Source organism: Arthrobacter sp. SD76, assembly GCF_049726125.1.
Taxonomy (GTDB): Bacteria; Actinomycetota; Actinomycetes; order Actinomycetales; family Micrococcaceae; genus Arthrobacter; species Arthrobacter nitrophenolicus.
This window is the reverse complement of sequence record NZ_JBNBLR010000001.1, coordinates 1865231-1889982: the sequence shown is the minus strand read 5'-3', so window position 1 is coordinate 1889982 and position 24752 is coordinate 1865231. Positions and strand designations below refer to the sequence as shown.

13 protein-coding genes and 8 pseudogenes are annotated in these 24752 nt (G+C 68.7%); 8 read left to right on the top strand and 13 right to left on the bottom strand.

The annotated features are described in order from the left end of the window. Positions 1–143 precede the first annotated feature (143 nt). Positions 144–682: pseudogene (locus tag ACPEE0_RS09410) on the top strand (type II toxin-antitoxin system PemK/MazF family toxin). A gap of 168 nt (positions 683–850) precedes the next feature. After that, the gene (rpsT, locus tag ACPEE0_RS09405) at positions 851–1111 is read left to right on the top strand and encodes a 30S ribosomal protein S20 (protein WP_009358808.1); all 261 of its coding nucleotides are present in this window, start codon (positions 851–853) and stop codon (positions 1109–1111) included. Positions 1112–1195: 84 nt separating this feature from the next. Here the strand turns inward: rpsT and holA are convergent. The 5 genes and pseudogenes from holA to leuS form a co-directional block, all read right to left on the bottom strand. Beyond that, positions 1196–2211: pseudogene (gene holA / locus ACPEE0_RS09400) on the bottom strand (DNA polymerase III subunit delta). Between the two features lie 60 nt (positions 2212–2271). Then, positions 2272–3963 (bottom strand): ComEC/Rec2 family competence protein, encoded by a 1692-nt coding sequence (locus ACPEE0_RS09395; protein ID WP_424574407.1) that lies wholly within the window; start codon positions 3961–3963, stop codon positions 2272–2274. Between the two features lie 170 nt (positions 3964–4133). Then, a complete protein-coding gene (locus ACPEE0_RS09390) occupies positions 4134–5018 on the bottom strand; it encodes a ComEA family DNA-binding protein (protein ID WP_424574406.1) in 885 nt (294 codons plus the stop codon). Positions 5019–5067: 49 nt separating this feature from the next. Next, positions 5068–6058 (bottom strand): annotated as a pseudogene (locus ACPEE0_RS09385) (DegV family protein). A 59-nt stretch (positions 6059–6117) separates the two neighbouring features. Further along, a pseudogene (gene leuS / locus ACPEE0_RS09380) lies at positions 6118–8639 on the bottom strand (leucine--tRNA ligase). Positions 8640–8930: 291 nt separating this feature from the next. On the opposite strand from leuS, the gene ACPEE0_RS09375 reads away from it, so the two are divergent. Together ACPEE0_RS09375 and ACPEE0_RS09370 are read left to right on the top strand one after the other, a co-directional pair. Beyond that, the gene (locus ACPEE0_RS09375) at positions 8931–10823 is read left to right on the top strand and encodes a PEP/pyruvate-binding domain-containing protein (RefSeq protein ID WP_424574405.1); all 1893 of its coding nucleotides are present in this window, start codon (positions 8931–8933) and stop codon (positions 10821–10823) included. Continuing rightward, positions 10724–11182 carry a PEP-utilizing enzyme gene (locus tag ACPEE0_RS09370; RefSeq protein WP_424574404.1) on the top strand — a complete coding sequence of 153 codons (459 nt, stop codon included), beginning with the start codon at positions 10724–10726 and terminating at the stop codon, positions 11180–11182. The genes ACPEE0_RS09375 and ACPEE0_RS09370 overlap by 100 nt, the downstream gene beginning before the upstream one ends. A gap of 28 nt (positions 11183–11210) precedes the next feature. Here the strand turns inward: ACPEE0_RS09370 and glpK are convergent, their stop codons facing one another. Beyond that, positions 11211–12725 (bottom strand): glycerol kinase GlpK, encoded by a 1515-nt coding sequence (gene glpK / locus ACPEE0_RS09365; RefSeq protein WP_407709485.1) that lies wholly within the window; start codon positions 12723–12725, stop codon positions 11211–11213. Positions 12726–12774: 49 nt separating this feature from the next. Next, a pseudogene (locus ACPEE0_RS09360) lies at positions 12775–14531 on the bottom strand (glycerol-3-phosphate dehydrogenase/oxidase). Positions 14532–14721: 190 nt separating this feature from the next. Between ACPEE0_RS09360 and ACPEE0_RS09355 the strand changes: the two are divergent. The 4 genes and pseudogenes from ACPEE0_RS09355 to ACPEE0_RS09340 all read left to right on the top strand — a co-directional run bounded on the left by ACPEE0_RS09355 (position 14722) and on the right by ACPEE0_RS09340 (position 18598). Beyond that, positions 14722–15696: a sugar-binding transcriptional regulator gene (locus ACPEE0_RS09355; RefSeq protein ID WP_407709487.1), complete on the top strand. Its 975-nt coding sequence runs from the start codon at positions 14722–14724 to the stop codon at positions 15694–15696. 10 nt (positions 15697–15706) lie between these two features. Continuing rightward, on the top strand, positions 15707–16576 hold the full coding sequence (locus tag ACPEE0_RS09350) for an aldo/keto reductase (RefSeq protein WP_354175966.1): 870 nt from the start codon (positions 15707–15709) through the stop codon (positions 16574–16576). Between the two features lie 12 nt (positions 16577–16588). Beyond that, positions 16589–17518 carry an alpha/beta fold hydrolase gene (locus ACPEE0_RS09345; RefSeq protein WP_009358818.1) on the top strand — a complete coding sequence of 310 codons (930 nt, stop codon included), beginning with the start codon at positions 16589–16591 and terminating at the stop codon, positions 17516–17518. Further along, positions 17515–18598 (top strand): annotated as a pseudogene (locus ACPEE0_RS09340) (glycosyltransferase family 4 protein). The gene ACPEE0_RS09345 and the pseudogene ACPEE0_RS09340 overlap by 4 nt, the downstream one beginning before the upstream one ends. Here ACPEE0_RS09340 and ACPEE0_RS09335 read toward each other — a convergent pair. The 6 genes and pseudogenes from ACPEE0_RS09335 to mihF all read right to left on the bottom strand — a co-directional run bounded on the left by ACPEE0_RS09335 (position 18595) and on the right by mihF (position 24661). Continuing rightward, positions 18595–20775 carry a primosomal protein N' gene (locus ACPEE0_RS09335; RefSeq protein WP_424574403.1) on the bottom strand — a complete coding sequence of 727 codons (2181 nt, stop codon included), beginning with the start codon at positions 20773–20775 and terminating at the stop codon, positions 18595–18597. The pseudogene ACPEE0_RS09340 and the gene ACPEE0_RS09335 sit on opposite strands and share 4 nt — an antisense overlap. Before the next feature lie 65 nt (positions 20776–20840). Then, positions 20841–22075, bottom strand: a pseudogene (gene metK, locus ACPEE0_RS09330) (methionine adenosyltransferase). 76 nt (positions 22076–22151) lie between these two features. Next, positions 22152–23392, bottom strand: a pseudogene (coaBC, locus tag ACPEE0_RS09325) (bifunctional phosphopantothenoylcysteine decarboxylase/phosphopantothenate--cysteine ligase CoaBC). A gap of 37 nt (positions 23393–23429) precedes the next feature. Beyond that, the gene (rpoZ, locus tag ACPEE0_RS09320; RefSeq protein ID WP_003800778.1) at positions 23430–23690 is read right to left on the bottom strand and encodes a DNA-directed RNA polymerase subunit omega; all 261 of its coding nucleotides are present in this window, start codon (positions 23688–23690) and stop codon (positions 23430–23432) included. Positions 23691–23705: 15 nt separating this feature from the next. Beyond that, positions 23706–24299, bottom strand: a complete 594-nt coding sequence (gene gmk, locus ACPEE0_RS09315) for a guanylate kinase (RefSeq protein ID WP_009357413.1) — start codon at positions 24297–24299, stop codon at positions 23706–23708. A gap of 44 nt (positions 24300–24343) precedes the next feature. Further along, positions 24344–24661, bottom strand: a complete 318-nt coding sequence (gene mihF / locus ACPEE0_RS09310; RefSeq protein WP_200859145.1) for an integration host factor, actinobacterial type — start codon at positions 24659–24661, stop codon at positions 24344–24346. Positions 24662–24752: the final 91 nt, after the last annotated feature.

The window sequence follows — 24752 nt, the reverse complement described above, 5'->3', positions numbered from 1 at the left end:
CCGCCGGGTGCACCCTTGATAAGGTTCCCGCGGTCCAGCCGCACATCGTCAACTTCAAGTGTCCCACGTCCGGGCGCGTGGCACCGCATCCCGCCGGGGTTTGCAGTCATGTCCGCAGCAGGGCCCGGCGGTAAGGTGGCGGAATGCCTTTCAGTCTCCGTTCCCTGGGGAACGCCGTCCGGAGCGGTCTTCGCCTGCTGCGGGCGAACGGCCCCGCTTCGTCCCGGAATCGGGCGCCGTCCCGTTCCCACGCCCGGGGGCCTGCTGCCCCTGCCGGCACAAGCCGCTACCCGGGGGATTTCCGGGGGCGTTCCACCGTCAGCTATGCGCCCAGACCCGACGGCGATCCGGACCCGGCGAGGTGGTGTGGGCCTGGGTGCCGTACCAGGAGGACCACTCCCGCGGGAAGGACCGCCCGGTCCTGCTGGTGGGACGCGGCGGACAGTACCTGCTGGGACTGATGCTCACCAGCAGGGACCGGGTGCCCGCAGCATCCGCCTCCTCCGACTATGTTGACCTGGGCATTGGGGGCTGGGACCGCCAGGGAAGACCCAGCGAGGCCCGGCTGGATCGGGTCCTGCAGATCAGGCCGGCGGACATCCGCCGGGAGGGCGCCGTGCTGGACCGCAAGCGCTTTGACGCCGTGGCCGCAGGGCTCCGCGCGCGACACGGCTGGACGTAGGCCGTGAATGGCCAGCCGGGCGGCTGACCTGCTATTCTTTATAGCTGTGTGTCCGTGCAGGTCGACGGCCACTGATGGTTGGCCGCCATAGGTATCCCCACGCCGCTCAGTCAATGGCCAGCCTGAAAGCCCTCTAGACCATTTCCGCATTAAAGAAAGAGTTCACACGTGGCGAATATCAAGTCCCAGAAGAAGCGCATCCTCACCAACGAGAAGGCACGCCTGCGCAACAACGCAGTCAAGTCCGAGCTGAAGACGGCCATCCGCGCCGTCAACACCGCCGTTGAGTCCACGGACAAGGATGCAGCTACTGCTGCCCTGGTTGTTGCCAGCCGCAAGCTGGACAAGGCTGTCAGCAAGGGTGTTCTGCACAAGAACAACGCAGCAAACCGCAAGTCGGCGATCTCCAAGAAGGTCAACGCACTGTAAGGTTTCCAGTTCCCCGAACTGATGATCGTGGCCGGTACCCTCGGGTACCGGCCACGCGCCTTTAAGTGGAAGTGCGGGTTGGGCTCAGCGGCCCTGGACAGACATTGCGATGATCCGGACCGCATTCTCGACGGCGAACACCGGGTCACGCGAGAGCCCCTTGACCTGCGCGTCCGCCTCCGCCGTGGCCTGGATGGACCGGACCAGCCCCTCCGGAGTCCACCGCCGGACGTCACGCTGCGCCTGCTCCACCAGCCACGGCTGCATGCCCAGTTCGGCGGCGATCTGTGCAGCAGAGCCCGAGGCGCCGGCCACCCGGGCCACCGTGCGCAGTTTGGCTGCCAGGGCCGCAACAGGGGAACCGGATCGGCCCCCGTGGCAAGGGCATGCCGGAGCGTCGACAGCGCCAGGGGCCCGTTTCCGGCCATTGCAGCGTCGGCCACCTTGAACGCCGTCGCCTCGATCCTGCCGCCGTAGTACCGGTCGACCAGCTCCGACGTCACGGTGGTTCCCGCATCGGAAATCAGCTGGCTGCAGGCAGCGGCCAGTTCGGAAAGGTTGGCGCCAACCGCGTTGACCAGGGCAAGGACCGCGTCCTGCTCGATCCGCCGGCCGGCCGCCTTGAACTCCGCGGACACGAAGGCCATCTTGTCGGCGTCCTTCTTGAGCGGCTGGCAGTCCACCACGGGCCAGCCGCCTTTTTTGATGGCGTCAAGGAGCTTCTTGCCGCGCGGTCCCCCGCCATGCCGCAGGACCAGGACGGCGTCCGGTTCCAGATGGCCCAGGTAGGCCAGGGCGTCGGCCAGGAAAGCCTCATTCATGGATTCGAGGCCTTCGACCTCAATCAGTTTGCTCTCCCCGAACAGCGACGGGCTGACCAGCATCAAAAGGCTTCCGGCCTCGTAGGCGGCGGCGTCGACCCGGCTGACCTCCACATCGGGAGAGGTGGCGCGGACCTGCGATCGGATGTTGTCCATGGCCCGGATGCCCAGGTACTCCTCGGGGCCCGTGATGAGGACAACTGGCGCCGGGGCTGCCTCGCGCCAGGCGGCAGCGTTCGACGCCGCCGGACGGGTTGCTCGTTTTTGCGCAGCGGCCATCGGGGATCCCTTCCGGAATATTTTGTGGAGTATCCCAGCCTGCCATGTCCTGCACCGTGGTCAAAGCCATGCCGGCGATCCCAGGCTGCGCGCCTGCGCTCCGGCAGCGCAAGAAGCGAGACCGTGATCCGGTGTGCCGCGCGGACAAGGCACACAACTGCCCGCGGACGTGCCGCAGCCCATGTTAGAGAGAAGGTGAGGGCCGAGAGCAGGAGCATGGACAGCAGCCCGGGCAGGCCTTCCGGCCAGGGAAGCGAAGCCCCCGGAAGCTGAGAGCTGAACCGGGCGATGCCTGCGACGCCGGCACTGAACGTTCCAGACACGGCGATGAGGAACGTGGCTGGCCAGGGCCAGGACGATGAGGGGAACCGCTGCGGTTCCCAGCAGGGTCACCGGCGCCACCAGGGGTGACGCGGCCACGTTCGCCAGGAGTGAGTAGGTCGAAAACTGGGGCTGCAGCAGGACAATGACGGGCCCGCACAGCAGCTGCGCCGACAGCGGAACCGCCACGGCTGCGGCCGCCCACCGGGGAATGGGAGCGGGAGTCCAGTCAATGATCCGTCTGCCCAGAACGATGATTCCCAGCGTCGCCAGGACCGAAAGCAGGAACCCGAAGCTCCCGCCCAGCCCCGGGTCGACGAGCAGGAGCCCCATCACCGCCAGGCAGAGGAAACTCAGTCCGCGTCCCCGACGGCCACCGGCGAGGGCAGCCACCGCCACTGCTCCCATCACGGCCGCCCGCAGGACGCTGGCATCCGGGCCGACGAGCACCACGAACAGTCCCAGCCCGGCCAGGGCCGCCGCGGCCGCGGGTGCACGTGGCATCCGCATCCGCCGGCAGGCAAGCAGCAGCGCGCCCAGGACGAGGCTGCAGTTGGCCCCGGAAACAGCGGTGAGGTGGGTCATGCCAACAGCCTTCATGGCATTCTCCAGCCCTTCGTCCAGGGCGCTGGTGTCCCCGGTGACCATGCCCGGGAGGAGGCCTGCGGCATCAGGGGCCAGGAAAGCGGCGGCACTGACAAAGCGGCTCCGCAGGTCCTTCGCCGCGTTCTCCAGTCCGGAGCCGCCGTCGGCCGGGCCCGGCGCGGAAGAGGCGGCCAGCGTTCCGGCCTCATACCGTCCGGGATCGGCCGGACGCAGTTTCCCGGTGGCCCGCACCGCCTGTCCCGGGACCAGGTTTGCCCAAGCGCCACCACCCATGACCACCAGCAGCGCCCGGGTGCGCAGCACCACGCCTCCGGTGGCGACTTCCCGGGTCAGGACAGGCACGGACCAGCGTTCAGGAGGACCTGCCAGTCCGGGCCTGCCGAGCGGGCGCGGCGCACCGGCCACCTCCACCAGGGCAACCGCAGTCTTGCCGCCCGCGATGGCCTCGGCCAGCGGGCCGTCAAAACGCTGGCTGGCGGCAACGGAAGAATGGGCTGCAGCGGCGGCGGCGAGCAGGAGGGCAATGGCAGAGGTGGCCCGAAAGCTGCGCCGGCCCTGCGGGCGGACGGCGGGTGTCCGGCCGCGCAGGCGCGCCAGCAGCAGCACGCCGAGGGCAGCCAGGCCCAGGCAGAGCACGGCCAGCACCTCGGGCGTCAGCCACAACCCGGCAAGGGAGGCGCCCCAGACCATGGCCGCCGGAAGGGCAAGGCGAAGGTCGGTACGACGGCGCGGCGGCCCGGTCCCGCCGTCGCTGCCGGCACTATCGCGTGGTGCAGCGCCACCCCTTGGCCTGGGCAGGGCAAGCCTGACGCGGATTGCGTCCATGCGCCCGGAGTATTTGCCGGAAACGGGCGGCTTCCGCCTGTCCTCCCCGTCCGGCCCGCTGGCGCCAGTACCGGGGCCACCACTGACGGCAGCTTCAACGAACCGGCTCCACCGGCTGCCGCGTCTTCCGTCGCTAGGCACCGGGATGCCCGTTCACCAGCCGCGGCACGTCACACCGTCACCAGTGGCAGCAAGGCTTCCAGCATCTTGGGGCCCACACCGTCCACCGCGTCCAGCTCCTCCACGCTCTTGAAGGGACCGTGGGCCGCGCGCCAGTCCACGATCCGCTGGGCCAGCACCGGCCCCACCTTCGGCAGGGTGTCAAGCTCCGCCGCCCCGGCGGTGTTGAGGTTGACCTTCGCACCGCCGGATTCCGGCCCGCCACCTGCGCCGCCCGCGGCATCGGGCGCCCCTGCGGACTCCGGTACCGGGGGCATGGCTTCGCCCTGCCGGGGAACATGGATTTTTTGTCCGTCCTCGATAACCATCGCCAGGTTGAGGCGGTTGAGATCGGCGTCGGCCGTGCCGCCGCCCGCGGCGCCGATGGCGTCATGGACGCGGCTCCCGGCAGGCAGGGTCACCACGCCGGGCGCGGCCACCGCCCCGGCGATATGGACCACCACTGGGCAGGCGGAACATCCCGGAGGTTCAGTTGCCGCGGGCAGGCCGTCACCGTCCTCCCCGGCGCCGCCGCCGTCTCCGTCCCGGGGCCCGCTTTCCGTCGCCGGGCCCGCACTGATCCCGGCAAGCGGCAGGATCTGCGGGCGGCCGGACGCGGTCTGCCACCAGAACACCGCGCCGGCGGCAATGGCAAGGACGCCGAGCAGGACTGCAGCCCGAAGCCCCAGCCGCCAGCGCAGGACGGGTGCGAGCCCGGCAGGCCCGCCTTCAACGCCCGCCGTGTCCGGAAGGGGTTCTTCACTCCCCCGGTATTCGAAGTCCTGCTCCCCGCCGCTGTCGGCCAGAAGGCCCTTCCGCCCGCCCAGGCTTGCCTGCAGCCGGGACCTGGCATGGCGCGCCGAAGGACCCGCTGCTCCAGCATCCCGGCGTGACATGGCTTCACGCTAGGGACATCCGGGCACCTGGCAACAGGCCCGCGAGGTGCTATGTGGACAGGCTCGGCGCCTTGGGCCCGGGTGCGCCGCCCGCAGCGTCGTGGCCCACGATGACGGCCAGGACACCCAGCCCGGCATGCGCCGCAAGCACCGCCGGAAGTGAACTGATCTGCGCCGGCGGGCACTGCGGAAGGGCCGCTGCCAGCCTGGCCGCGAGGCCCTCGGCTTCGTCCTGTTTCCGAAATGGTGCACCGCCAGCCGGACGGCCTGCCCGGGCTGGGCCTGCGCCTCGGCGGCGACGAGCTCCTCCAGCCGGGCCACCGCCTTGGCGGCCGACCGCACCTTCTCCAGCGGAACGATCTTGCCGTTCTCCACTGCGAGGATTGGTTTGATGGCCAGCATGGTGCCCAGCAGTGATGCCGCCGGGCCGATCCGGCCGCCGCGCCGGAGCTGCTCGAGGCTCGGGACGTAAAAATAGACCCTGGTCTGCCCGGCCTGGGCCGCCGCGGCGGAGGCAGTACGGACCGCGTCGGCGCCGCCGGCCGCAGCCGCCACAGCGGCCTGGACCGCCATGCCCAGCGCCATTCCCACCGTGCGCGAATCAACCACTTCCACCGGGATCCCCACCCGGGCGGCAGCCAGGCGGGCGGCATCCGCCGTGCCGGAGAGCTCACCGGAGATGTGAATGGAGACGACCTCCGGGTACCCCGGCGCAGCGCGGCACGGAAGGCCTGCTCGAATTGCCCGGGCGAGGGGCGGGACGTCTTGACCGGCGTCCCCGCGGCCAGGGCCAGCGCGATGGTTTCCAGGATGTCGTCTTCACCCTCGCCGTAAATGTCCGCTCCCACCATGACGGGCATGGGGATCACGGTGAGCAGCCCGTCTGCCTTGAGCCCGTCCGCCCACGGCTGCGGCAGGGCCGCAGCCGAGTCCGTCACCACCGCGGTGCGGACGACGCCGGCTCCGGGCTTGGGCGCGGGGCGGAAACCTGCCAGGCGGGCCCGGAACCAGGGCCAGCCGGTGGCGGAACTGTCGGGCAAGGGGCCTCCTGGTGTCACTGGCCGGCCACCGGAGTTGTCCGGTGGCCGGGTCCGGCCTGCTAGGCCGGGACGATGTTGACCAGTTTAGGTGCCCGGACGATGACCGTGCGGATGCCGCGGCCGTCCATCGCGCGCTGGACGTTCTCGGAGGCCAGGGCCAGCTCGCGGAGTTCGTCCTCGGAAACATCCGGGGAGACTTCCAGCCGGTCCCGCACCTTCCCCTGGACCTGGACGACGGCGGTGACCGTCGCCTGGACCAGGAGCGCGGGGTCGTGGACCGGCCAGCCGGCGTTGGCGACGGATGCGGGGTGGCCCAGCACGTTCCACATGTCTTCGGCAGTGTAGGGCGCAAACAGGCTGAGGATGACGGCAACTGCTTCGGCTGCTTCGCGGACGGCCGGATCGGCGCCGCCTGCACCGGAGTCGATGGCCTTGCGGGTGGCGTTGACCAGTTCCATCAGCTTGGCCACCACGACGTTGAACTTGTTGGCGTCCAGCAGCTCGGCGGCGTCCGCGATGGTGCGGTGCGTGACCGAACGCAGCGCCCGGTCCCCGGTACTGAAGTCGGTGCCGGGAGCGCTGGCGACATCCTGTGCCAGGCGCCAGGCACGGGCCAGGAACTGGCGGAGCCGGACGGGGACACATCGGCCCAGTCCACGTCGTCCTCGGGCGGGGAGGCGAAGATCATGGTGAGGCGGACGGCGTCCACGCCGTACTTGTCCAGCTGCTCACCCAGGTCCACACCGTTGCCCAGCGACTTGCTCATGGCCTTGCCGCCGTTAAGCACCTGGCCCTGGTTGAGGAGGGCGCTGAACGGTTCGTTGGCCTCTATCATTCCGAGGTCGTTGATGACCTTGGTGAAGAATCGGGCGTACAGCAGGTGCAGGATAGCGTGCTCCACGCCGCCGACGTACTGCCCCACCGGCATCCAGTCGTTGATCTTCTGCGGATCGAACGGGCCCTCGGTGTAGTGCGGCGACACGAACCGCAGGAAGTACCAGGACGAGTCCACGAAGGTGTCCATGGTGTCGGTGTCGCGCTTGGCAGGACCGTGGCAGGACGGGCACTCGACATTGACCCACGCTTCGGCGGCGGCCAGTGGCGAGGTGCCCTTCGGGGCCAGGTCCTCACCACGCAGGTCCGCGGGCAGCGTGACGGGCAGCTGCTCGTCGGGCACGGGCACCTCGCCGCAGGACGGGCAGTGGATGATCGGAATGGGGGTACCCCAGAACCGCTGCCGGCTCAGCAGCCAGTCGCGGAGGCGGAAGTTCACGAACTTCTCGCCCGTGCCCTGACGCTCCAGGATGGCGATGGCGGCGGGGATGGCCTCAGACTTGGGCAGCCCGTCCAGCTCGCCGGAGTTGATCAGGGTGCCCTCGCCGGCGGTGGCGGTGCCGGACACGGCCGGGTCCTCCTCGCCGGTGTCCAGAACCGCGCGTACCGGCAGGTCGAAGGTACGGGCGAAGTCGAGGTCGCGCTGGTCGTGGGCAGGAACGGCCATGATGGCGCCGGTGCCGTAGTCGGCCAGGACGTAGTCGGCGGCCCAGACGGGCAGCTTTTCCCCGTTCAGCGGGTTGATGGCGTACCGGCCGGTGAAGACGCCTGTCTTTTCGCGTTCCGTGGACTGGCGTTCGATCTCCGACAGTGCCTTGACCTGTTCACGGTACTCGTCCAGCGCGGCGGCGTGTTCCTCCGTCACGAGTTCGACGGCGAGCGGTGCATCAGCGGCCACCACGAAGAACGTGGCGCCGTACAGGGTGTCCGGGCGCGTGGTGAAGACAGTGACCTCCTTGGCGGGCTTGCCGCCGTCGGCCTCGATCACGAAGTTGACGTGGGCACCCTCGGACCGGCCGATCCAGTTCTTCTGCATGGCCAGCACCCGTTCGGGCCAGTGGCCGCGGAGCTGTTCCATGTCGTCGAGCAGCCGGTCGGCGTAGTCGGTGATCTTGAAGTACCACTGGTTCAGGGACTTCTTGGTGACAGTGGTGCCGCAGCGCTCGCAGGCTCCGTTGACAACCTGCTCGTTGGCCAGGACGGTCTGGTCCTTGGGGCACCAGTTGACCGGCGAATTCTTCCGGTACGCCAGGCCGCGCTCGTAGAAGCGCTTGAAGAGCCACTGGGTCCAGCGGTAGTACTCGGGATCCGAGGTGTGCAGCCGGCGGGACCAGTCCGCGGAGATGGCATAACGCTTGAAGGACGCGGCCTGGGTGTCGATGTTCGCGTACGTCCACTCGCTGGGGTGGGCGTTCCGCTTGATCGCGGCGTTCTCCGCCGGCAGGCCAAAGGAGTCCCAGCCGATCGGATGCAGCACGTCATAGCCCTGCTGGCGGAGGTAGCGGGCCACGACGTCGCCCATCGCGAACGCTTCGGCGTGGCCCATGTGCAGGTCCCCGGACGGGTACGGGAACATGTCCAGCACGTACCGCCGCTCCCGTGATCCGTCGTCGACAGGGGTGAAGACCTTCAGGTCCTCCCACACCTGCGGCCACTTGGCCTCCATGGCCGGAAAGCTGTACGTGCCCTCCTCGGGTGCTTCCGCTGCCACTGCTGCTCCGGTCTCTGTCTCCGGCTGAACGCCCACTGCTGCCCTCTTCTGTTCTGTTACGGCACTTGTGCTGCCATAACGGCCTGATCCTCCCGCAGCGGCCCGGGAAATCCTCCCGGACACACAAAAGCCCCTCGCCATGGAGGGGCTGCCGCTCAGCTGTCCGTTGTCTCGGACACCCGGCGGCTAGCTAAGCAGAAGAATCGCACGCATGGAACTACTTTAGCGCACCTGCGGGAGGCGGGGACGAACGGGGCTGTACCCGGCAGGTTGCCCGTCACTAGACTGGAACCGGGCCGTCCGGGCCCCGATCCGGCAGGTGACGCCATGCATGATGCGGAGAACGCCGCGGGCGCGGAAGGCCGCTTTCCCCGGCTTGGCGGAGCCGCCGCACTGCAGCGGGACGCTGTTGGCGGCAAGGCCGCCGCCCTGTCCCGGCTGCGGATGGCAGGGTTCCGGGTTCCGCCCGGATACGTGGTCACCCGTGCCGCCTACGACGACGCCTCGGGACGCGGCGACTGGTTGCGCCTGTTGCAGGACGCTGCCCTCGCTGCGGGCCCCGGCCCCTATGCCGTCCGCTCCTCCGCCGCCGCTGAAGACCTGCCGGGTGCGTCCTACGCCGGCATGTACGAAAGCTACCTCAACGTCGAGCCGGCAGGCCTGGCCGCTGCGGTTGCCCGCTGCTTCCAGTCGGCGGAGGCCGGCAGGGTGCGCGCCTATCAGGAGTCCCTCGGCCAGGCCGGCAGCGGAGCCATGGCCGTGCTGGTCCAGCAGATGGTGGAGCCCACGGCGGCGGGTGTCGCATTCTCCGCCAACCCGCTGACCGGGGCCCGGGACGAAACTGTTATTTCCGCTGTGCCGGGGCTCGCTGAAGGGCTCGTCTCCGGCTCCGAGGGCGGAGAAGAATGGACAGTCCGGAACGGCAGCGCCACGTGCACCCGCGGCGGGGACCTCCTGACGGCGGAAGTCGCGACGGCGGTGGCGGCCGCGGCCCAGCGGGTCGCCGGGCATTTCGGTGCTCCCCAGGATGTCGAATGGGCGCTGGACAGGTCCGGCCAGGTCCAGCTTGTGCAGGCGCGGCCAATGACCGCCGTCCCTGAACCGGTGGCCTGGCAGCGGCCGGGGAAGGGCGTGTGGATCCGCAACTTCCGGCTGGGCGAATGGCTGCCCGAACCGGTCACCCCGCTCTTCATGGACTGGCTGGTGCCAACCCTGGACTCCGCCTACAACCGGGCTGTGGCGCACTCCACCGGCGTCCAGGTGCCGATGGAACACGCCGCGGTCAACGGCTGGTACTACGTGGCTCCGCCGACGCCGAGGGCGCTCCCCCACCTGCTGTTTGGCGGGTCGCTGCGCTACATCTTCAACTGCGTGGTCCGTCCCATGCTGGACCCGCGCGGTGCCGACCGCGCTGTCCTGCGGAGCCTGGAGGACGAATGGCGGACGGAGTGCCTCCCGGCCTACCGCCGCCTGGCGGAGGGACAGCCGGCGGGCGGCGATGCGGCCGGCCTTCCGGACATCATCGGCCAGGTGGAGGACGTGGTGGGCGCGGCAGGAGCCTACCTTTGGTACTTCTCGGTCACCGGCGGTGCCGCCTGGAAGATGGAGATGGCCCTTGCCCGCTTCTGGCGGCGGCACCTGGCGGCCGCTGTGGCATCCGGGGTCCCGGCGGCATCCGGGGCTGAGGGCTACCAGGTACTGCTCGGCGGGCTGCTCCCGTCCGCCCCGCCCAGGTGCCCCATGCCGTGTACAGCCTTGACTGGTACCACAGGACAGCGGGCGAGGAGCCGGCAGTGTCACCGGCACCGGCCGACGCCAGGCGCCATGCTCCCTCCAATGCCGCGGACCGGCGCCGGGCGGCCGAGGCTGCCTGCCGTCGGACCCTGCGCGGAACCCGCCGGCTGCGCCGCTTCGACACCCTCCTGGCCGTTGCCCAGCACTACGCGCTGTTGCGGGAGGAACAGGCCCGCGACTTCACGCTGGGCTGGCCGCTGCTGCGCCGGTGCGCTGCGCGAATTGGAACGATCCTGCAGCAGGCCGGAACCATCAGCGATCCGGAGGACATCTACTTCCTTACCCGGCGGGAGCTCCGAACCAACGGACCACCCCGGCACGCTGAGGTGTCCCGGCGCCGGGATGATTGGCTGCGGCAGCGGAAACTCGACGCGCCGCTCACCCTGGGCACTCTGCCCCTGCTGGGCAACTCCTTTGACCGGATAGCCAACAAGGCCCGTTCAGAACGCGCCCTTCCCGCAGGGGCACTCAGCGGGCACCCGGCAAGCCCCGGCCGCGCCCGCGGGCAGGTCCGGCTGGTCGGCGGTCCGGCCGACTTCGCGGGCTTCCGGCCGGGCGAAGTCCTCGTGGCCAGGGCGACGGCACCTGCCTGGACCCCGCTCTTCGCCAGCGCCGCCGCCGTCGTCACGGATACGGGTAACCTCGCCGCGCATGCCTCCCTGGTGGCGCGGGAATACGGGATTCCGGCCGTGGTGGGCACCGGCAACGCCACGAGGGTCCTGCACACCGGCCAATGGGTCACAGTGGATGGCAGTAAAGGGATCGTGGAAACCGGCACAGTCTGAGTCCGGGGCCGGCCCTGGCTCCGAAGGGCTACTTCACATCCCCGTCCACCCAGTCCATGGACTTGGTGACGGCTTTCCGCCAGAGGCGCATCTGCCGGTCCCGCTCGGCCGCGTCGAGCTGCGGCTCCCACCGTTTGTCCTCCGACCAGTTGGCTGACAGCTCGCCCAGGTCCTTCCAGAACCCGACCGCCAGCCCGGCCGCGTAGGCCGCCCCAAGCGCTGTGGTCTCGATGACCCTGGGACGGATGACGGGGACACCCAGGATGTCCGCCTGGAACTGCATCAGTGCGTCGTTGGCCACCATCCCGCCGTCGACCTTAAGCTCGCTGAGGGGCACGCCGGAGTCGGCGTTGACGGCGTCCAGCACCTCGCGGGTCTGGAAGGCGGTGGCTTCCAGCGCGGCACGGGCTATGTGGTTCTTGTTGACAAAACGGGTGAGGCCGACGATGGCGCCGCGGGCATCCGGGCGCCAGTGCGGGGCGAACAGGCCCGAGAACGCCGGAACGATGTAGACGCCGCCGTTGTCCTTGACGGACGCCGCCAGGGTTTCCACCTCTGGCGCGCTGCTGATCATGCCCAGGTTGTCCCGCAGCCACTGGATGAGTGAGCCCGCGACGGCGATGGATCCTTCGAGGGCGTAGTGCGGGGCGGCGTCCCCCAGTTTGTAGCCGACCGTGGTGAGGAGTCCGTTCCTGGAGTGGACAATCTCCCCGCCGGTATTGAAGATCAGGAAGCAGCCCGTCCCGTACGTGTTCTTGGCCCCGCCGGTTTCGAAGGCCGCCTGCCCGAACGTGGCCGCCTGCTGGTCGCCGAGGATTCCGGCCACCGGCGTTTCCCGGAGCAGCTGGGAGGTGTGGACGTGGCCGTACACCTCCGAGGACGACCTGATGGCCGGCATCATGCTGCGCGGCACGCCGAAGACCTTCAGGATGTCCTCGTCCCACTGCAGGGTCTCCAGGTCCATGAACAGCGTACGGGACGCGTTGGTGACGTCCGTGGCGTGGACGCCACCGTCCACGCCGCCCGTCAGGTTCCACAGCACCCACGCGTCAGTGTTGCCGAACAGCAGGTCGCCCGCTTCGGCACGTTCCCGGGCCCCCGCGACGTTGTCCAGGATCCACTTGATCTTGGTGCCCGAGAAGTAGGTGGCCAGCGGCAGTCCGACCTTCTGCTTGAAGCGGTCACTTCCGCCGTCCCGCGACAGTTCGTCCACGATGTCCTGCGTCCGGGTGTCCTGCCACACGATCGCGTTGTACACCGCCTCACCGGTGGTTTTGTCCCACACGACGGCGGTTTCGCGCTGGTTGGTGATTCCGACGGCGGCAATGTCGTGCCGCGTCAGGTTCGCCTTGGACAGGGCGGAGGCAATGACTTCGCGGGTGTTGTTCCAGATTTCCGCTGGGTCATGTTCCACCCAGCCTGCCTGCGGGAAGATCTGCGCGTGCTCCATCTGCCCCGAGGAGACAATGCCGCCGGAGTGGTCGAAGATGATGGCGCGGGTGCTGGTGGTGCCCTGGTCGATGGCGAGAATGTACTGGTTCATGGATGACGTCCTTGTCGGTTTGGTGGCGGTGGATGGCGGCGGGGTACCGCTACGCCACCAGGCTGGGCGTTTCCACCCGGTGGAAGCGCTTCAGCACGTCCTGGGCGTGGAGGATCTCCGCTTTCCGGGCTGCTGCATCCCATCCAAGCGGAACAGCCAGCACTTCTGCCACCTCATTGAGCAGTTCCCCCGTGACGAGCCCGCGGAAGGCCAGGGAGGTCCGCCGGATGAGGACGTCCACCAGGTGGCCCACCTGCTCGTTGGCTGCCATGAACTCGAGTTCACGCACGCTCAGCTCGCGGGTGGAGTGCAGCGGCCGGTCCTCGCCGGCGTCGAGGTATTCCATGACCGCCTCCGCACGGGTGCCGTAGCGCGTCAGGAGCCCGGCGGTGCGGTCCGCGTCCCGGCCGGGGGCCATATGCGCCTTGATCCACTGCTGGACGCCTGCCTCGTCGGCGGGGAAACCGGCGCCGCCGCCGATGGGCAGCTGTGCGGTGCTCACCTGGCGCTCCTTGCCCAGCACGGCCAGGACGTCGTCGGCCAGGTGCTCGGCGAGGGCACGGAAGGTGGTCCATTTGCCGCCAACCAGGCTCAGGACGATGGCGCCCGTCCCGCCAGCTGCCGGACCGCGGCGCTCGATGCGGTAGTCGCGGGAGACGAAGCCCGGCTGGGTGGCGTCATGCCGGGGCAGGGGACGTACGCCCGAAAAGGTGTAGACGATCTGTTCGCGGGTCACCGGGACCGCGGGGAACACATGCCCGATGAGGTCGAAGAAGTACGAGATTTCCTCGTCGGTGCAGACGGCGTCCTGGGCCATGTCGGCATCCACGTCGGTGGTGCCCACCAGCACGCGGTCACCCATCGGGTAGATCAGGACGATCCGGCCATCCGTGTGCTCGAAGAAGATCTCCCGGCCCCGGCAGGCCTCAAGCAGGGCGGGATTGTCCAGCACGATGTGCGAGCCCTTGGTGCCGCCCATGAAGGACGAGGAGGAGCCCATCGCCTGGTTGGTGAGGTCAACCCAGGCGCCGGTGGTATTGACGATGACGTCGGCGGTGAAGTCGAATTCCTCCCCCGTCAGTTCGTCCCGGAGCCGGACAGTGCTTCCCCGCCCGGTTCCAGGGTTGGGCCGGGACGTCATGGACTGCAGTGACACGTAATTGCTGGCACGGGCAGTGTCTCCCTGCCCCGGGGCGGCGCCCGTCCGGCCGGCCAGTTCGCCGTCCTGCAGCACGTCGAGGGTAAGCCGCTCGGGGTTGTGCACGGAGGCATCGAAGTAGGTGGCCGTGTATTTGACGTCGGGCCGCAGCGCAGGCAGCTCCGCCAATGCCCGCTTGTGGTCAAGGAACCGGTGCCGGGGCACTGTTCCGCCGGCCCGGGAAAGGAGTCGTACAGGCTCAGGCCGAGCTTGATCAGGAACGCGCCGCGCTCCTTCGGTTTGCCCTGCTGCTTGTGCGTGAGGAAGCGCAGGGGCGCGGCCAGTACGCCGGAGAAGGTGCTGAAGATTGGAATGGTGGTCTGCAGCGGCTTGACGTAGTGCGGCGCGATCCGGAGCAGCCTGTTGCGCTCCACCACCGACTCCCGGACCAGCCGGAACTCGCCGTTTTCCAGGTAGCGGATGCCGCCGTGGATCATGTGCGATGACGCACCGCTTGCACCCTGGCAGTAGTCGCCGCGTTCCACGAGTGCGACGTCGACACCCTGCAGGGCAAGGTCGCGGAACGTGCCCACACCGTTGATGCCGCCGCCCACCACCAGCACTTTGGCATGCGGACGCCGCTTCAGGTTGCCCACCGGGCTTCGCACCGACCCCGGCTTCGGCGCTTCGGCGGACTGCCGGGGCGCGGATGGATGGACGGTTGGCTCTGTGGCTCCCACAACTACTCCTGGTGATTTCTCCCGATGCGCGGCGCTTTCGCCGCCGTTCCCAAACCATGGTTGAACTGATGGAAAATGGAGTCAAGCTCAATGCACAAACGTGCAGAACGGAATGCCGATGAACCCCTCCCGGCACGCGGATGCCCTCCGCGCTGCACAGATGTACTATCTGCAGGATCTCACCATGGATGCCATCGCACGGGAACTCCGGACCTCCCGGTCCACCGTTTCCCGGCTTCTTTCCGCTGCCCGCGAATCCGGCCTGGTCCAGGTCCAGATCCGCAACCCCCTGGACACCGGGCCCGAACTGGAGGGCATGATCCGGCAGCGCTACAGCGTGGACGTGCACGTGGTCCCCGTCCTCGAGACGCTCAACGAGGCCGAAACCCTGGACCGGGTGGCCATCCAGGCAGCCCGGACCATCGGGCCGCTGGTGGACTCGAACACCATCATCGGGGTGGCCTGGGGATCGACCATCAGTGCCGTCAGCCGGCACCTGACAAGGAAGATCACCCATGACAGCGTCATCGTCCAGCTGAACGGTGCGGGCAACATGCACACCACCGGCATTACCTACGCCAGCGACATCATGCGCCGCTTCGGCAGTGCGTACGGAGCCCGCGTGGAGCAGTTCCCGGTGCCCGCTTTTTTCGACCATGCCGCCACCAAGACCGCCATGTGGAATGAACGCAGCGTGCAGCGCATCCTGGCACTGCAGGCGAAGATGAGCATCGCCATCTTCGGCGTCGGCTCGGTGGATGCCGATTACCCGAGCCACGTCTACTCCGGCGGCTACCTGGACGAGGACGACCTCCACGCGCTGGCCACCTCGGATGTGGTGGGTGACGTTGCCACGGTCTTCTTCCGCGGCGACGGGTCCTCCGACGGCATTGTCCTGAACGAACGCTCCACCGGCCCGGCCCTTTCACAGCTCCGGCAGGTGCGGCGGAGGATCTGCGTGGTCTCCGGCGCCTCCAAGATCGACAGCCTGCGGGGAGCCCTGGCAGCAATCCTTGCCACCGACCTGATCCTGGATGAAGCAACCGCGCGGCGGCTGGTGGATTTCGAAGGCCTCGCCACCGCGAGTGGGTAGAGTCGATGCCATGAGAACCTCACCCCGGCTCAGCCTGAACAACGGCGTGCTGATCAACCAGCTCGGCTTCGGGCTGTACAAGGTGCCCGCTGCCGAAGCCGAAGGGCTCGTTGCCATGGCCCTCGCGGCGGGTTACCGCCACTTCGACACGGCAGCGATGTACGGCAACGAGCTGGGCGTGGCGCGCGGCATCAGCCCCCAGCTCAGCGCGCAGGCGGGCAGCGGAGGGTCAGGTGAGCTCTTTCCGGCCCTCTCCAGGGAGGATATCTTCATCACCACCAAGGTCTGGAACGACCATCACGGCTACGACGCCACGCTCCGGGCTTTCGATGACTCGATGGTCAACCTGGGGCTGGACTACGTGGACATGTACCTCATCCACTGGCCCTGCCCGCGGCAGGGGCTGTACCCGGAGACCTACCGGGCACTGGAAACGCTGTACCGGGAAGGCAGGGTCCGCGCCATCGGCGTCAGCAACTTCCAGCCCGCACACCTTGACCGGCTGCTGCAGACGGCCGAGGTGGTTCCCGCCGTCAACCAGATTGAGCTCCATCCCTGGCTGCAGCAGGAGGAACTGCGCAGCAAGCACAAGGAGCTGGGCATCATGACCGAAGCCTGGAGTCCCCTCGGCAGGGGCCAGGTGCTCGCCGATCCCGTGATCGGGGCCTGCGCGGCGGAACACCGCAGGACCCCTGCCCAGGTGATCCTGCGCTGGCACATGCAGCTTGGCCATGTGGCCATTCCCAAGGCGAGCTCCGAAGCACGCATCCGCGAAAACATGGATGTCTTTGGCTTCGATCTTTCCGAGCGGGACATGGCAGCGATCGCTGGGCTGGAGCGGGGACACCGCACCGGCTCCCATCCCGACAACGTCAACTAGGAGCCGGTGACAATGAAAACAACCAGCCCGGGACAGTCCACCGCGCCCGCCTACATCAGCCCGGACCTCGCCGCCCGCACCACCGCCGCCACCGTGGAGGTGGACGGTGCCACGGTTGCCTACTGGACCTGTGCACCCCTGCACGCCACCCCGGACACCCGCACCATCCTGGTCATCCACGGTTTCCGCGGCGACCACCACGGCCTGCTGCGGGTGGCCGACCAGCTTCCGGACATGCGCCTGGTCATGCCCGACCTTCCCGGATTCGGCAGTTCCGGGGCCTTCCGGTCCGGCGCCCACTCGGTGGAACGCTACGGCCGGTTCATTGCGGACTTCATGGCGGCACTTGGCCTGGGCCCTGACACTGTCCTGCTGGGCCATTCGTTCGGGTCCATCATCGCCGCGCACTTCGTGGCAGCCAATCCGGACGCCGTCAGCCCGCTCATCCTCATCAACCCCATCGCCGCCCCCGCTCTTGAGGGGCCGAAAGGGATCATGACCCGGCTGGCAGTGCTCTACTACCGCCTGGGTGCCCGCCTCCCCCGGCCCCTGGGGCTCGCGCTGCTGCGCAGCCCGCTGATCGTCCGCGTGATGAGCGAAGCCATGGCCAAGACGAAGGACAGCAGCCTCCGCAACTTCATCCACGGCCAGCACCACGCCTACTTCAGTGCGTTCGCGAACCGGGACAGCCTGCTCGAAGCCTTCACCGCGTCCGTCAGCAGCCACGTGGCTGAGGTGGCCGGAAGCCTGAACCTTCCCGTGCTGCTGGTTGCCGGCGAGAAAGACGAGATCGCCATGCTTCCGGACCAGCACCGCCTGGCGGCACTCCTTCCGGACGGGCAGCTCACGGTGATTCCCGGCGTCGGGCACCTGATCCACTACGAGACGCCCGAACCCGCCGCCCGCTCCATCCGCAGCTTCCTGGAGGACCACCCCGCGTGAAGATCATCATCGATGCCCGTTTCACCAGGACCGACCACCACGACGGCATCAGCCGCTACGGCGCGAGCCTGATTGCCGCGACGGCGAAAATCGCCGATGTGTCCATGCTCATTTCCGATGTCCGGCAGCTCGCCCTGCTTCCGGATGTCCCCTACACCCTGATCAGCAGCCCGCTGTCCCCCCGGGAGCTGTTCGTGGCGCGCACGGTCAACGCGCTGGGCGCCGACGTGGTGGTGTGCCCCATGCAGACCATGGGAACCTGGGCCGGAATCCGGCCTGGTCCTGACCCTGCACGACCTCATCTACTACGAGCACCCGGATCCCCCCGGCTTCCTGCCCGCACCCGTGCGCCTGCTGTGGCGGCTCTACCACAAGGCATTCTGGCCGCAGCGGGTGCTCCTCGACCGCGCCGATACGGTGGCCACGGTCAGCCGGACCACGGAAGCACTCATCGCCAAGTACCGCCTGACCCGCCGCCCGGTGCGGATCATCAGCAACGCCCCGCAGCCCGAACTGGACCCCAGGCCCGCCGAGGCCGGGGCGGAGAAGTCGATTGTCTACATGGGCTCCTTCATGCCCTACAAGAATGTAGAGACCATGGTGGCCGGCATGGCGCAGCTTCCCGGCTACACCCTCCACCTGCTCAGCAGGATCACCCCGCAGCGGCGGGCGGAGCTGGAAGCCCTGGTGGCACCGGATGCCTCCGTGGTCTTCCACAACGGGGTGACCGACGAGGAATACGCCACGCTGCTGCGGACCGCCACGGCCCTGGTCAGCCTCTCCCGCGCCGAAGGCTACGGGCTCCCCCTGGTCGAGGCCATGTCGCTCGGCACTCCAGTCATCGCCAGCGACATTCCCATCTTCCGGGAAGTGGGCGGCGACGCGGCAACGTACGTGGACCCCGCCTCCCCGGGGCAGTTTGCCGAGGCCGTGGCCAGGCTCCAGGACCCGGCCACCTGGCAGGCGGTGTCCCGCAGGTCCCTGGCCCGTGCCCGCGAGTTCAGCTGGGATGAATCGGCACGGCAGCTGGTGGAGGTGGCCGCCGAGATCGTCAAGCGGCGCCGCGGCAGGACGCGCTAGAGCACGTCCACGCCGTCCAGCCGGAGCTGGACGGGATCCATGGTGCGCTTGGCGGCTGCAGCGGCCCGCGTCACCCGGAGCACCCGAACCACGGCGGCCGCCTGGCTGTAGGGAAAGAACAGGAGCGTCCGGACGTCCTCGGCAGCGCGGCGCGGCGAGGGCGGACCGTTCAGCAGCAGGGGCGCCGGCCCGGCCGTGCGGAGCGTGATCCCGGCCGTCTCAAGCTCGGCTTCCACCGCCCCGGTGTAATGCTCGACGGCGGCCCTGGGTCCCGTGACGGACGCGATCCGTACGGCGGGAGGCAGCTGGAGTTCGGCCCGGAGGGAGAGTTCCCGTTGGGCATAGCCGGCCGGGTCCCAGCGGAGGAGCGCACCCGTGGCGGCGGTATCCGACGCCGTCACCACCACCAGCCCCCCGGCTGCCGCCGGACGGACCAGCGCGGCGGCATTGAACCAGCGCCGGACAGTGTCCTCACCGGCGCGCAACGTTTCCCGGCGCAGCAGGGAGTCGCCGTCCAGCAGCAGCGCTGCCGCATAACCGCCGTCCGCCACGGGTTCCGCCCCGACCGTCGCCACGACGAGGGCCTTGCCGTCACCGACGGACGCCTTCACCTGGTCGCCGGAGGAGGTCACCACGGTGGTGCCGGGGAACGCACGGCCAAGTTCCTCCGCGGTGCGCAGCACGCCGGTGGCACCTTTGCGCAGCCGCCGCCCGCCGCAGTGGCCGCACCTCCAGTCCGGAGCGGGCGTGGAGCACCAGCGGCATTGGGGCAGGGCGGCGGTGCCGGCCAGCGCCAGCGGCCCCCGGCAGGTCCCGCAGCGGGCGGGTTCACGGCAGGTTTCACAGGCAAGGGACGGGGCATAGCCTGCGCGCGCAACCTGGACCAGGACCGGGCCGCGTTCCAGGCCCTCCTTGGCAGCGCGCCAGGCGGCGCCGGGCAGCCGGGCCACCGTGGCCAACGGATCACGTTCCTGCTCGAAGCTGTCTGCGGTGTTGACCACCCGGGGCACGGTGCGGCGGACATCCGGCCGGTCCGCCTCCACGGGAAGCACCCAGCCGGCTTCCACCAGGCGCTGCACCTCGGTGCTGCGGGCGTGCCCGGCAAGGAGGCAGGCCGCGCCTTCCTGTTCAGCGCGCAGCAGCAGGACCTCCCTGGCATGGGCGTACGGTGCACGTTGCTCTATGTGGAGGTCGTCGCCGTCGTCCCAGCAAACCACCAGGCCAAGGTTCCGGACGGGGGCGAACGCCGCAGACCTGGTGCCGATGGCCACGCGGGCCTGCCCGGCCAGGAGGCGCAGGAAGTTGCGGTAGCGGGGCGTCGGCCCGTCCTCCGCGGTAAGCCGGGCGACGGCGGCCTCCGGCAGCACGGCATGCAGGGCGTTTTCCAGCCGGTCCAGGTCGCGGTTGTCGGGAACCACCAGGACTGCGCCCCGGCCGGCGGCGTGGGCAGCGGCGGCCGCCTCGGCCAGCAGCCGGGGCCAGCCTCCCGGGCCGTACCCCTGCAGCGGATTGATGACGGCGCGCGGGGATCCGCCGCTGCCAAGGTGGCGCAGGAATGCCGGTCCGTTGCGGTAGGCCGACCAGGCGGAGGTGCCCGGCACGCCGGTCACAGCCGGCGCGGCCTCCCCGCCCGAGACTGTGCCCGGATCGGCCGGTGCCGGTTCCCCGCCATCCTGCACAGCGGCGGCGGGAAACTCCTTATCCAGGCGGGCCACCCTGGGCGGCACGGCAAGGCGGAGCACATCGCTGAGCGTGCCCGCGTACCGGGCGGCCACCGCGGCGGCAAGGTCCCGGACAGCGGGGGTCAGCACCGGAACTGGTGAAACCACCTTGGCCAGCGGCAACAGGGTGGTGCCGGCGTCGGATTCGGCGAGCCGTTCCAGCAGGAAACCGGCCAGGTCCTGGCCGTTGAAGCTGACCTTCACCCGGACACCCGGCCGTGCTTCATCGTCCATGCTGGCCGGAACCGCGTAATCGAACGGCCGGTCCACGTGCGGCAGCGAGGATTCCACCAGCACACGGGCCACGGGAAGCGCGGCAGCCATAGCTGCGCCGCCGGGCAGCTTCCGCGATGGAAAGCCCTGGAGCAGGGAGGGCTGGACGGCCTCTCCCCCCGCACTGGAAAAGCCGGGTCCCGGCTGGGAGGATCTGTCACCAACCACTGCGGCCCCCTCCATTCAGCCTTCGTCCGGACATGGCAAGCCAAGCACCGGCCACTGACATTCGGGCTGCCGGAAGTGGCCTAGGCGTTGAAGAACGCTTTCAGCTCGTCCACGCGGTCCAGCCGTTCCCAGGTGAAATCGGGCTCGTCACGGCCAAAGTGCCCGTGGGCCGCGGTCTTGGCGTAGATGGGCCGCTTCAGGTCAAGGGCGTCGATGATGGCGCGGGGGCGCAGGTCGAAGATTTCGGCGATCGCGGCGCTGATCCGGGCGGGGTCAACTGTTTCGGTGCCGAAGGTCTCCACGTACGTGCCCACCGGGCGGGCCTGGCCGATGGCGTACGCGATCTGTATTTCCGCGCGCTTGGCAAGTCCGGCGGCCACCACGTTCTTGGCGACCCAGCGCATGGCATAGGCGGCGGAGCGGTCCACCTTGGACGGGTCCTTGCCCGAGAAGGCGCCGCCGCCGTGCCGGGCCATGCCGCCATAGGTGTCCACGATAATCTTGCGGCCGGTCAGGCCGGCATCGCCCACCGGGCCGCCGATAACGAATTCCCCGGCCGGGTTCAGGATGTTCCTGGCGCGGGAGATGTCCAGGTTGGCCCCGGCAAGAACGGGCTCGATGACCACGGCCGCGAGGTCGGCGCGGAGCTGGTCCAGGCTTGCGCCTTCAGCATGCTGGCTGGAGATGACCACGGTTTCCACCGAGACGGGAAGGTCGCGGTCGTATCCCACGGTGACCTGGGTTTTCCGTCCGGCCGAAGGTACGGCAGTTCGCCGGACTTCCGGACCTCGGTGAGCCGCTCGGACAGGCGGTGCGCAAGCCAGATCGGCGTGGGCATGTAGGAGGGCGTTTCGTCGCTGGCGTAGCCGAACATCAGGCCCTGGTCGCCTGCGCCCTGCAGGTCGTAATCGTCCTCCTGGCGCCCCTCGCGGGCTTCCAGGGAATTGAAGACGCCGCCGGCGATGTCGTTGGACTGCTGGCCGATGGACACCGAGACGCCGCAGCGGGCGCCGTCGAAGCCGTTGGCGGACGAGTCGTAGCCGATGCCGAGGATGGTCTCCCGGACGATCTGCGGGATCTCCACGTAGGCGTCGGTGGTGACTTCGCCTGCCACATGCACCAGGCCCGTGGTGGCCATGGTTTCCACGGCTACCCTGGATTCCGGGTCTGCCGCCAGCAGGGCGTCAAGGATGGCGTCACTGATCTGGTCGCAGATCTTGTCCGGGTGGCCTTCGGTGACCGACTCGGACGTGAAGAGCCGGAGCGCCGTGGGCGTGGCCGCGGAGGTCTGGGGAAGGTGCAGGGGTAAAGTCACTCAACTACCTTACTGGTTGGAGCACGTTGGCCCCGCGGGAGATGTCTTCCCGCGAAGCAAACGTGGCGCGGAACACTCAGGCCCGGGGTGAAACAGAGTTCAGTTCAAAGCCGATGCGGTTGATGATGGCCTCGGAAACCTCTGCCTTGGTCCCCGACGCCTCCTGTGGTTCGGAGCCGGAACGGGCCAGGATGACCACGGAGTTGGTGTCCTGGCCGAACACCTTGTCCGAGCCGACGTGGTTGACCACCAGGAGGTCGCAGCCCTTGCGCTGCAGCTTTGCCTCGGCGTAGGCCAGGACGTCTCCATGGCTGTCGCCGGTCTCGGCGGCAAATCCGACGATCAGGCGCTGGCGCGCTTCATCCCCCGCGGCGTTCCGGACTTCAACCAGTTCATGCAGGATGTCCGGGTTGCGGACGAGGGTGATGACGGGATCGGCGCTGTCATCACGTTTCTTGATTTTCGTGTCGGAGACCACGGCCGGCCGGAAGTCGGCGACGGCGGCAGACATGATGACGACGTCGGAGTCCGCGGCCGCCGCCAGGGCGGCTTCGCGCAGCTGGAGTGCCGTCTCGACCGTCACTACTTCAACGCCGGCGGGCGGCGGGACTTCCATGTGGGCTGCCAGCAGGCGCACGGTCGCCCCGGCATTGCGGGCGGCCACGGCCAGGGCCACGCCCTGCTTGCCGGAGGACCGGTTGCCGAGGAAGCGCACGGGTCCAGGGGTTCGCGGGTGCCGCCGGCGCTGATGGTGACGGTCCGGCCCGCCAGCGGCAGCTGGAAGTCGGTTTGGCCCTGCACGAGTGCCATGGCGGCGTCGAAGATCACCTGCGGCTCCGGCAGCCGCCCGGGGCCCGAGTCGGCACCGGTCAACCGCCCGGTGGCAGGCTCCAGGACGGCCGCGCCGCGGCCGCGGAGGGTTTCCACGTTTGCGCGGGTGGCGGCATGCTGCCACATCTCGGTGTGCATGGCCGGGGCGAACAGGACCGGGCCGCGGGCCATAAGGAGCGTGTTGGTGAGGAGGTCGCCGGCCTGTCCTGTCGCGGCCTTGGCCAGGAGGTCGGCCGTGGCCGGAGCAACCACCACAAGGTCGGCCTCGTGGCCAAGGCGGACGTGGTTGACCTGGTGGACGTCGTCGAAAACGCTGTTGCTGACCGGGTTCCCGGACAGCGCCTCCCAGGTGGCTGTTCCCACGAAGCGGGTGGACGCCTCCGTGGGAATGACGGTCACATGGTGGCCGGCTTCAGTAAAAAGCCGGAGGAGCGATGCCACCTTGTAGGCGGCAATCCCTCCCCCGACTCCGAGGACTATGCGCACGTGACCTCCGTCAACAGCAAGTCAGTTCAGCGGCAAATTACTCTGCGGCTTCGATCGGCGTGGACACCAGCTTGCCTTCGTTGATCTCACGCAGGGCGATCGAGAGCGACTTCTCGTTCAGCTTGGTGTCGACCAGGGGGCCGACGTACTCGAAGAGGCCCTCGTGCAGCTGGGCGTAGTAAGCGTTGATCTGACGAGCACGCTTGGCACCGAAGATCACCAGGCCGTACTTGGAATCGGCTGCCTCAAGCAGCGAGTCGATCGGCGGGTTGATGATGCCTTCAAGGTTCGTGGACACGAATTCTCCAAATTCCTAGCGGGCTGACGGTTCCGGCAGGTGCGGATGCGGGGTCAGCCCCATGAGTGAAACTAGCTCGTCCGCTGCCCGGCGGACGTCATCATTGATGACGGTGTGGTCGAACTCCGGTTCAGCAGCAAGTTCCAGTTTAGCGGTTTCCAGGCGTCGCTGCTGTTCCTCCGGCGTTTCGGTGCCGCGGCCCACCAGCCGGCGGACCATTTCGTCCCAGGTGGGCGGGGCCAGGAAGACAAACTGGGCGTCCGGGACGGCCGCCTTGACCTGCCGCGCACCCTGCAGGTCGATTTCCAGGAGCACGGAACGGCCCTCGGCGATGGCCTTGTCCACCGTGCTCTTGAGCGTGCCGTAGGTGTTCTGGCCGTGGACCACTGCCCATTCCAGCAGCTCGCCGTCCGCGATGAGCTGCTCGAACTCCTCCTTGGACTTGAAGAAGTAGTGGACGCCATCCACTTCGCCGGGCCGTGGAGCCCTGGTGGTGGCCGAGACGGACAGCCAGACCTCGGGGTAGTTGTCGCGGATGTAGGTGGACACGGTGCCTTTGCCAACAGCCGTCGGACCAGCGAGGACTGTCAGTCCAGGTTTCTTGCTCACGTATTCCTTTGCCGAAGTTCGGGGATGGGCGGGTGCGTGCCGCCCTAATGCTCGTCTATAAAATCTACCAGCGCCCGGCGCTGGTGGACGCCCAGCCCACGGACCCTGCGGGAGGTGGCGATGCCCAGCTGCTCCATGATGGCCGCGGCCCGGACCTTGCCGATCCCGGGCAGCGCCTCGAGAAGCTCGGAGACCCGCATCCGCGCCAGGGCGTCGTCTTCCATGGCGGAGTTGATGATGTCCGCCGCGGACCTCTTCCCGTTCTTCAGGCTTTCCTTGGCCGCCGCACGGGTGGCCCGGGCGGCAGCCGCCTTGTTCAGGGCGTCAGCCCGTTCCGATGCGGTCAAAGGTCGCAGCACCATGGCGGACACCCCCGGATTCGGCGGATTCGTTCAAGGGCGGCCGCCCTTGAACCTGTCCCTGAAACTACCCTTTGGTGCGGCCTGAATCAAT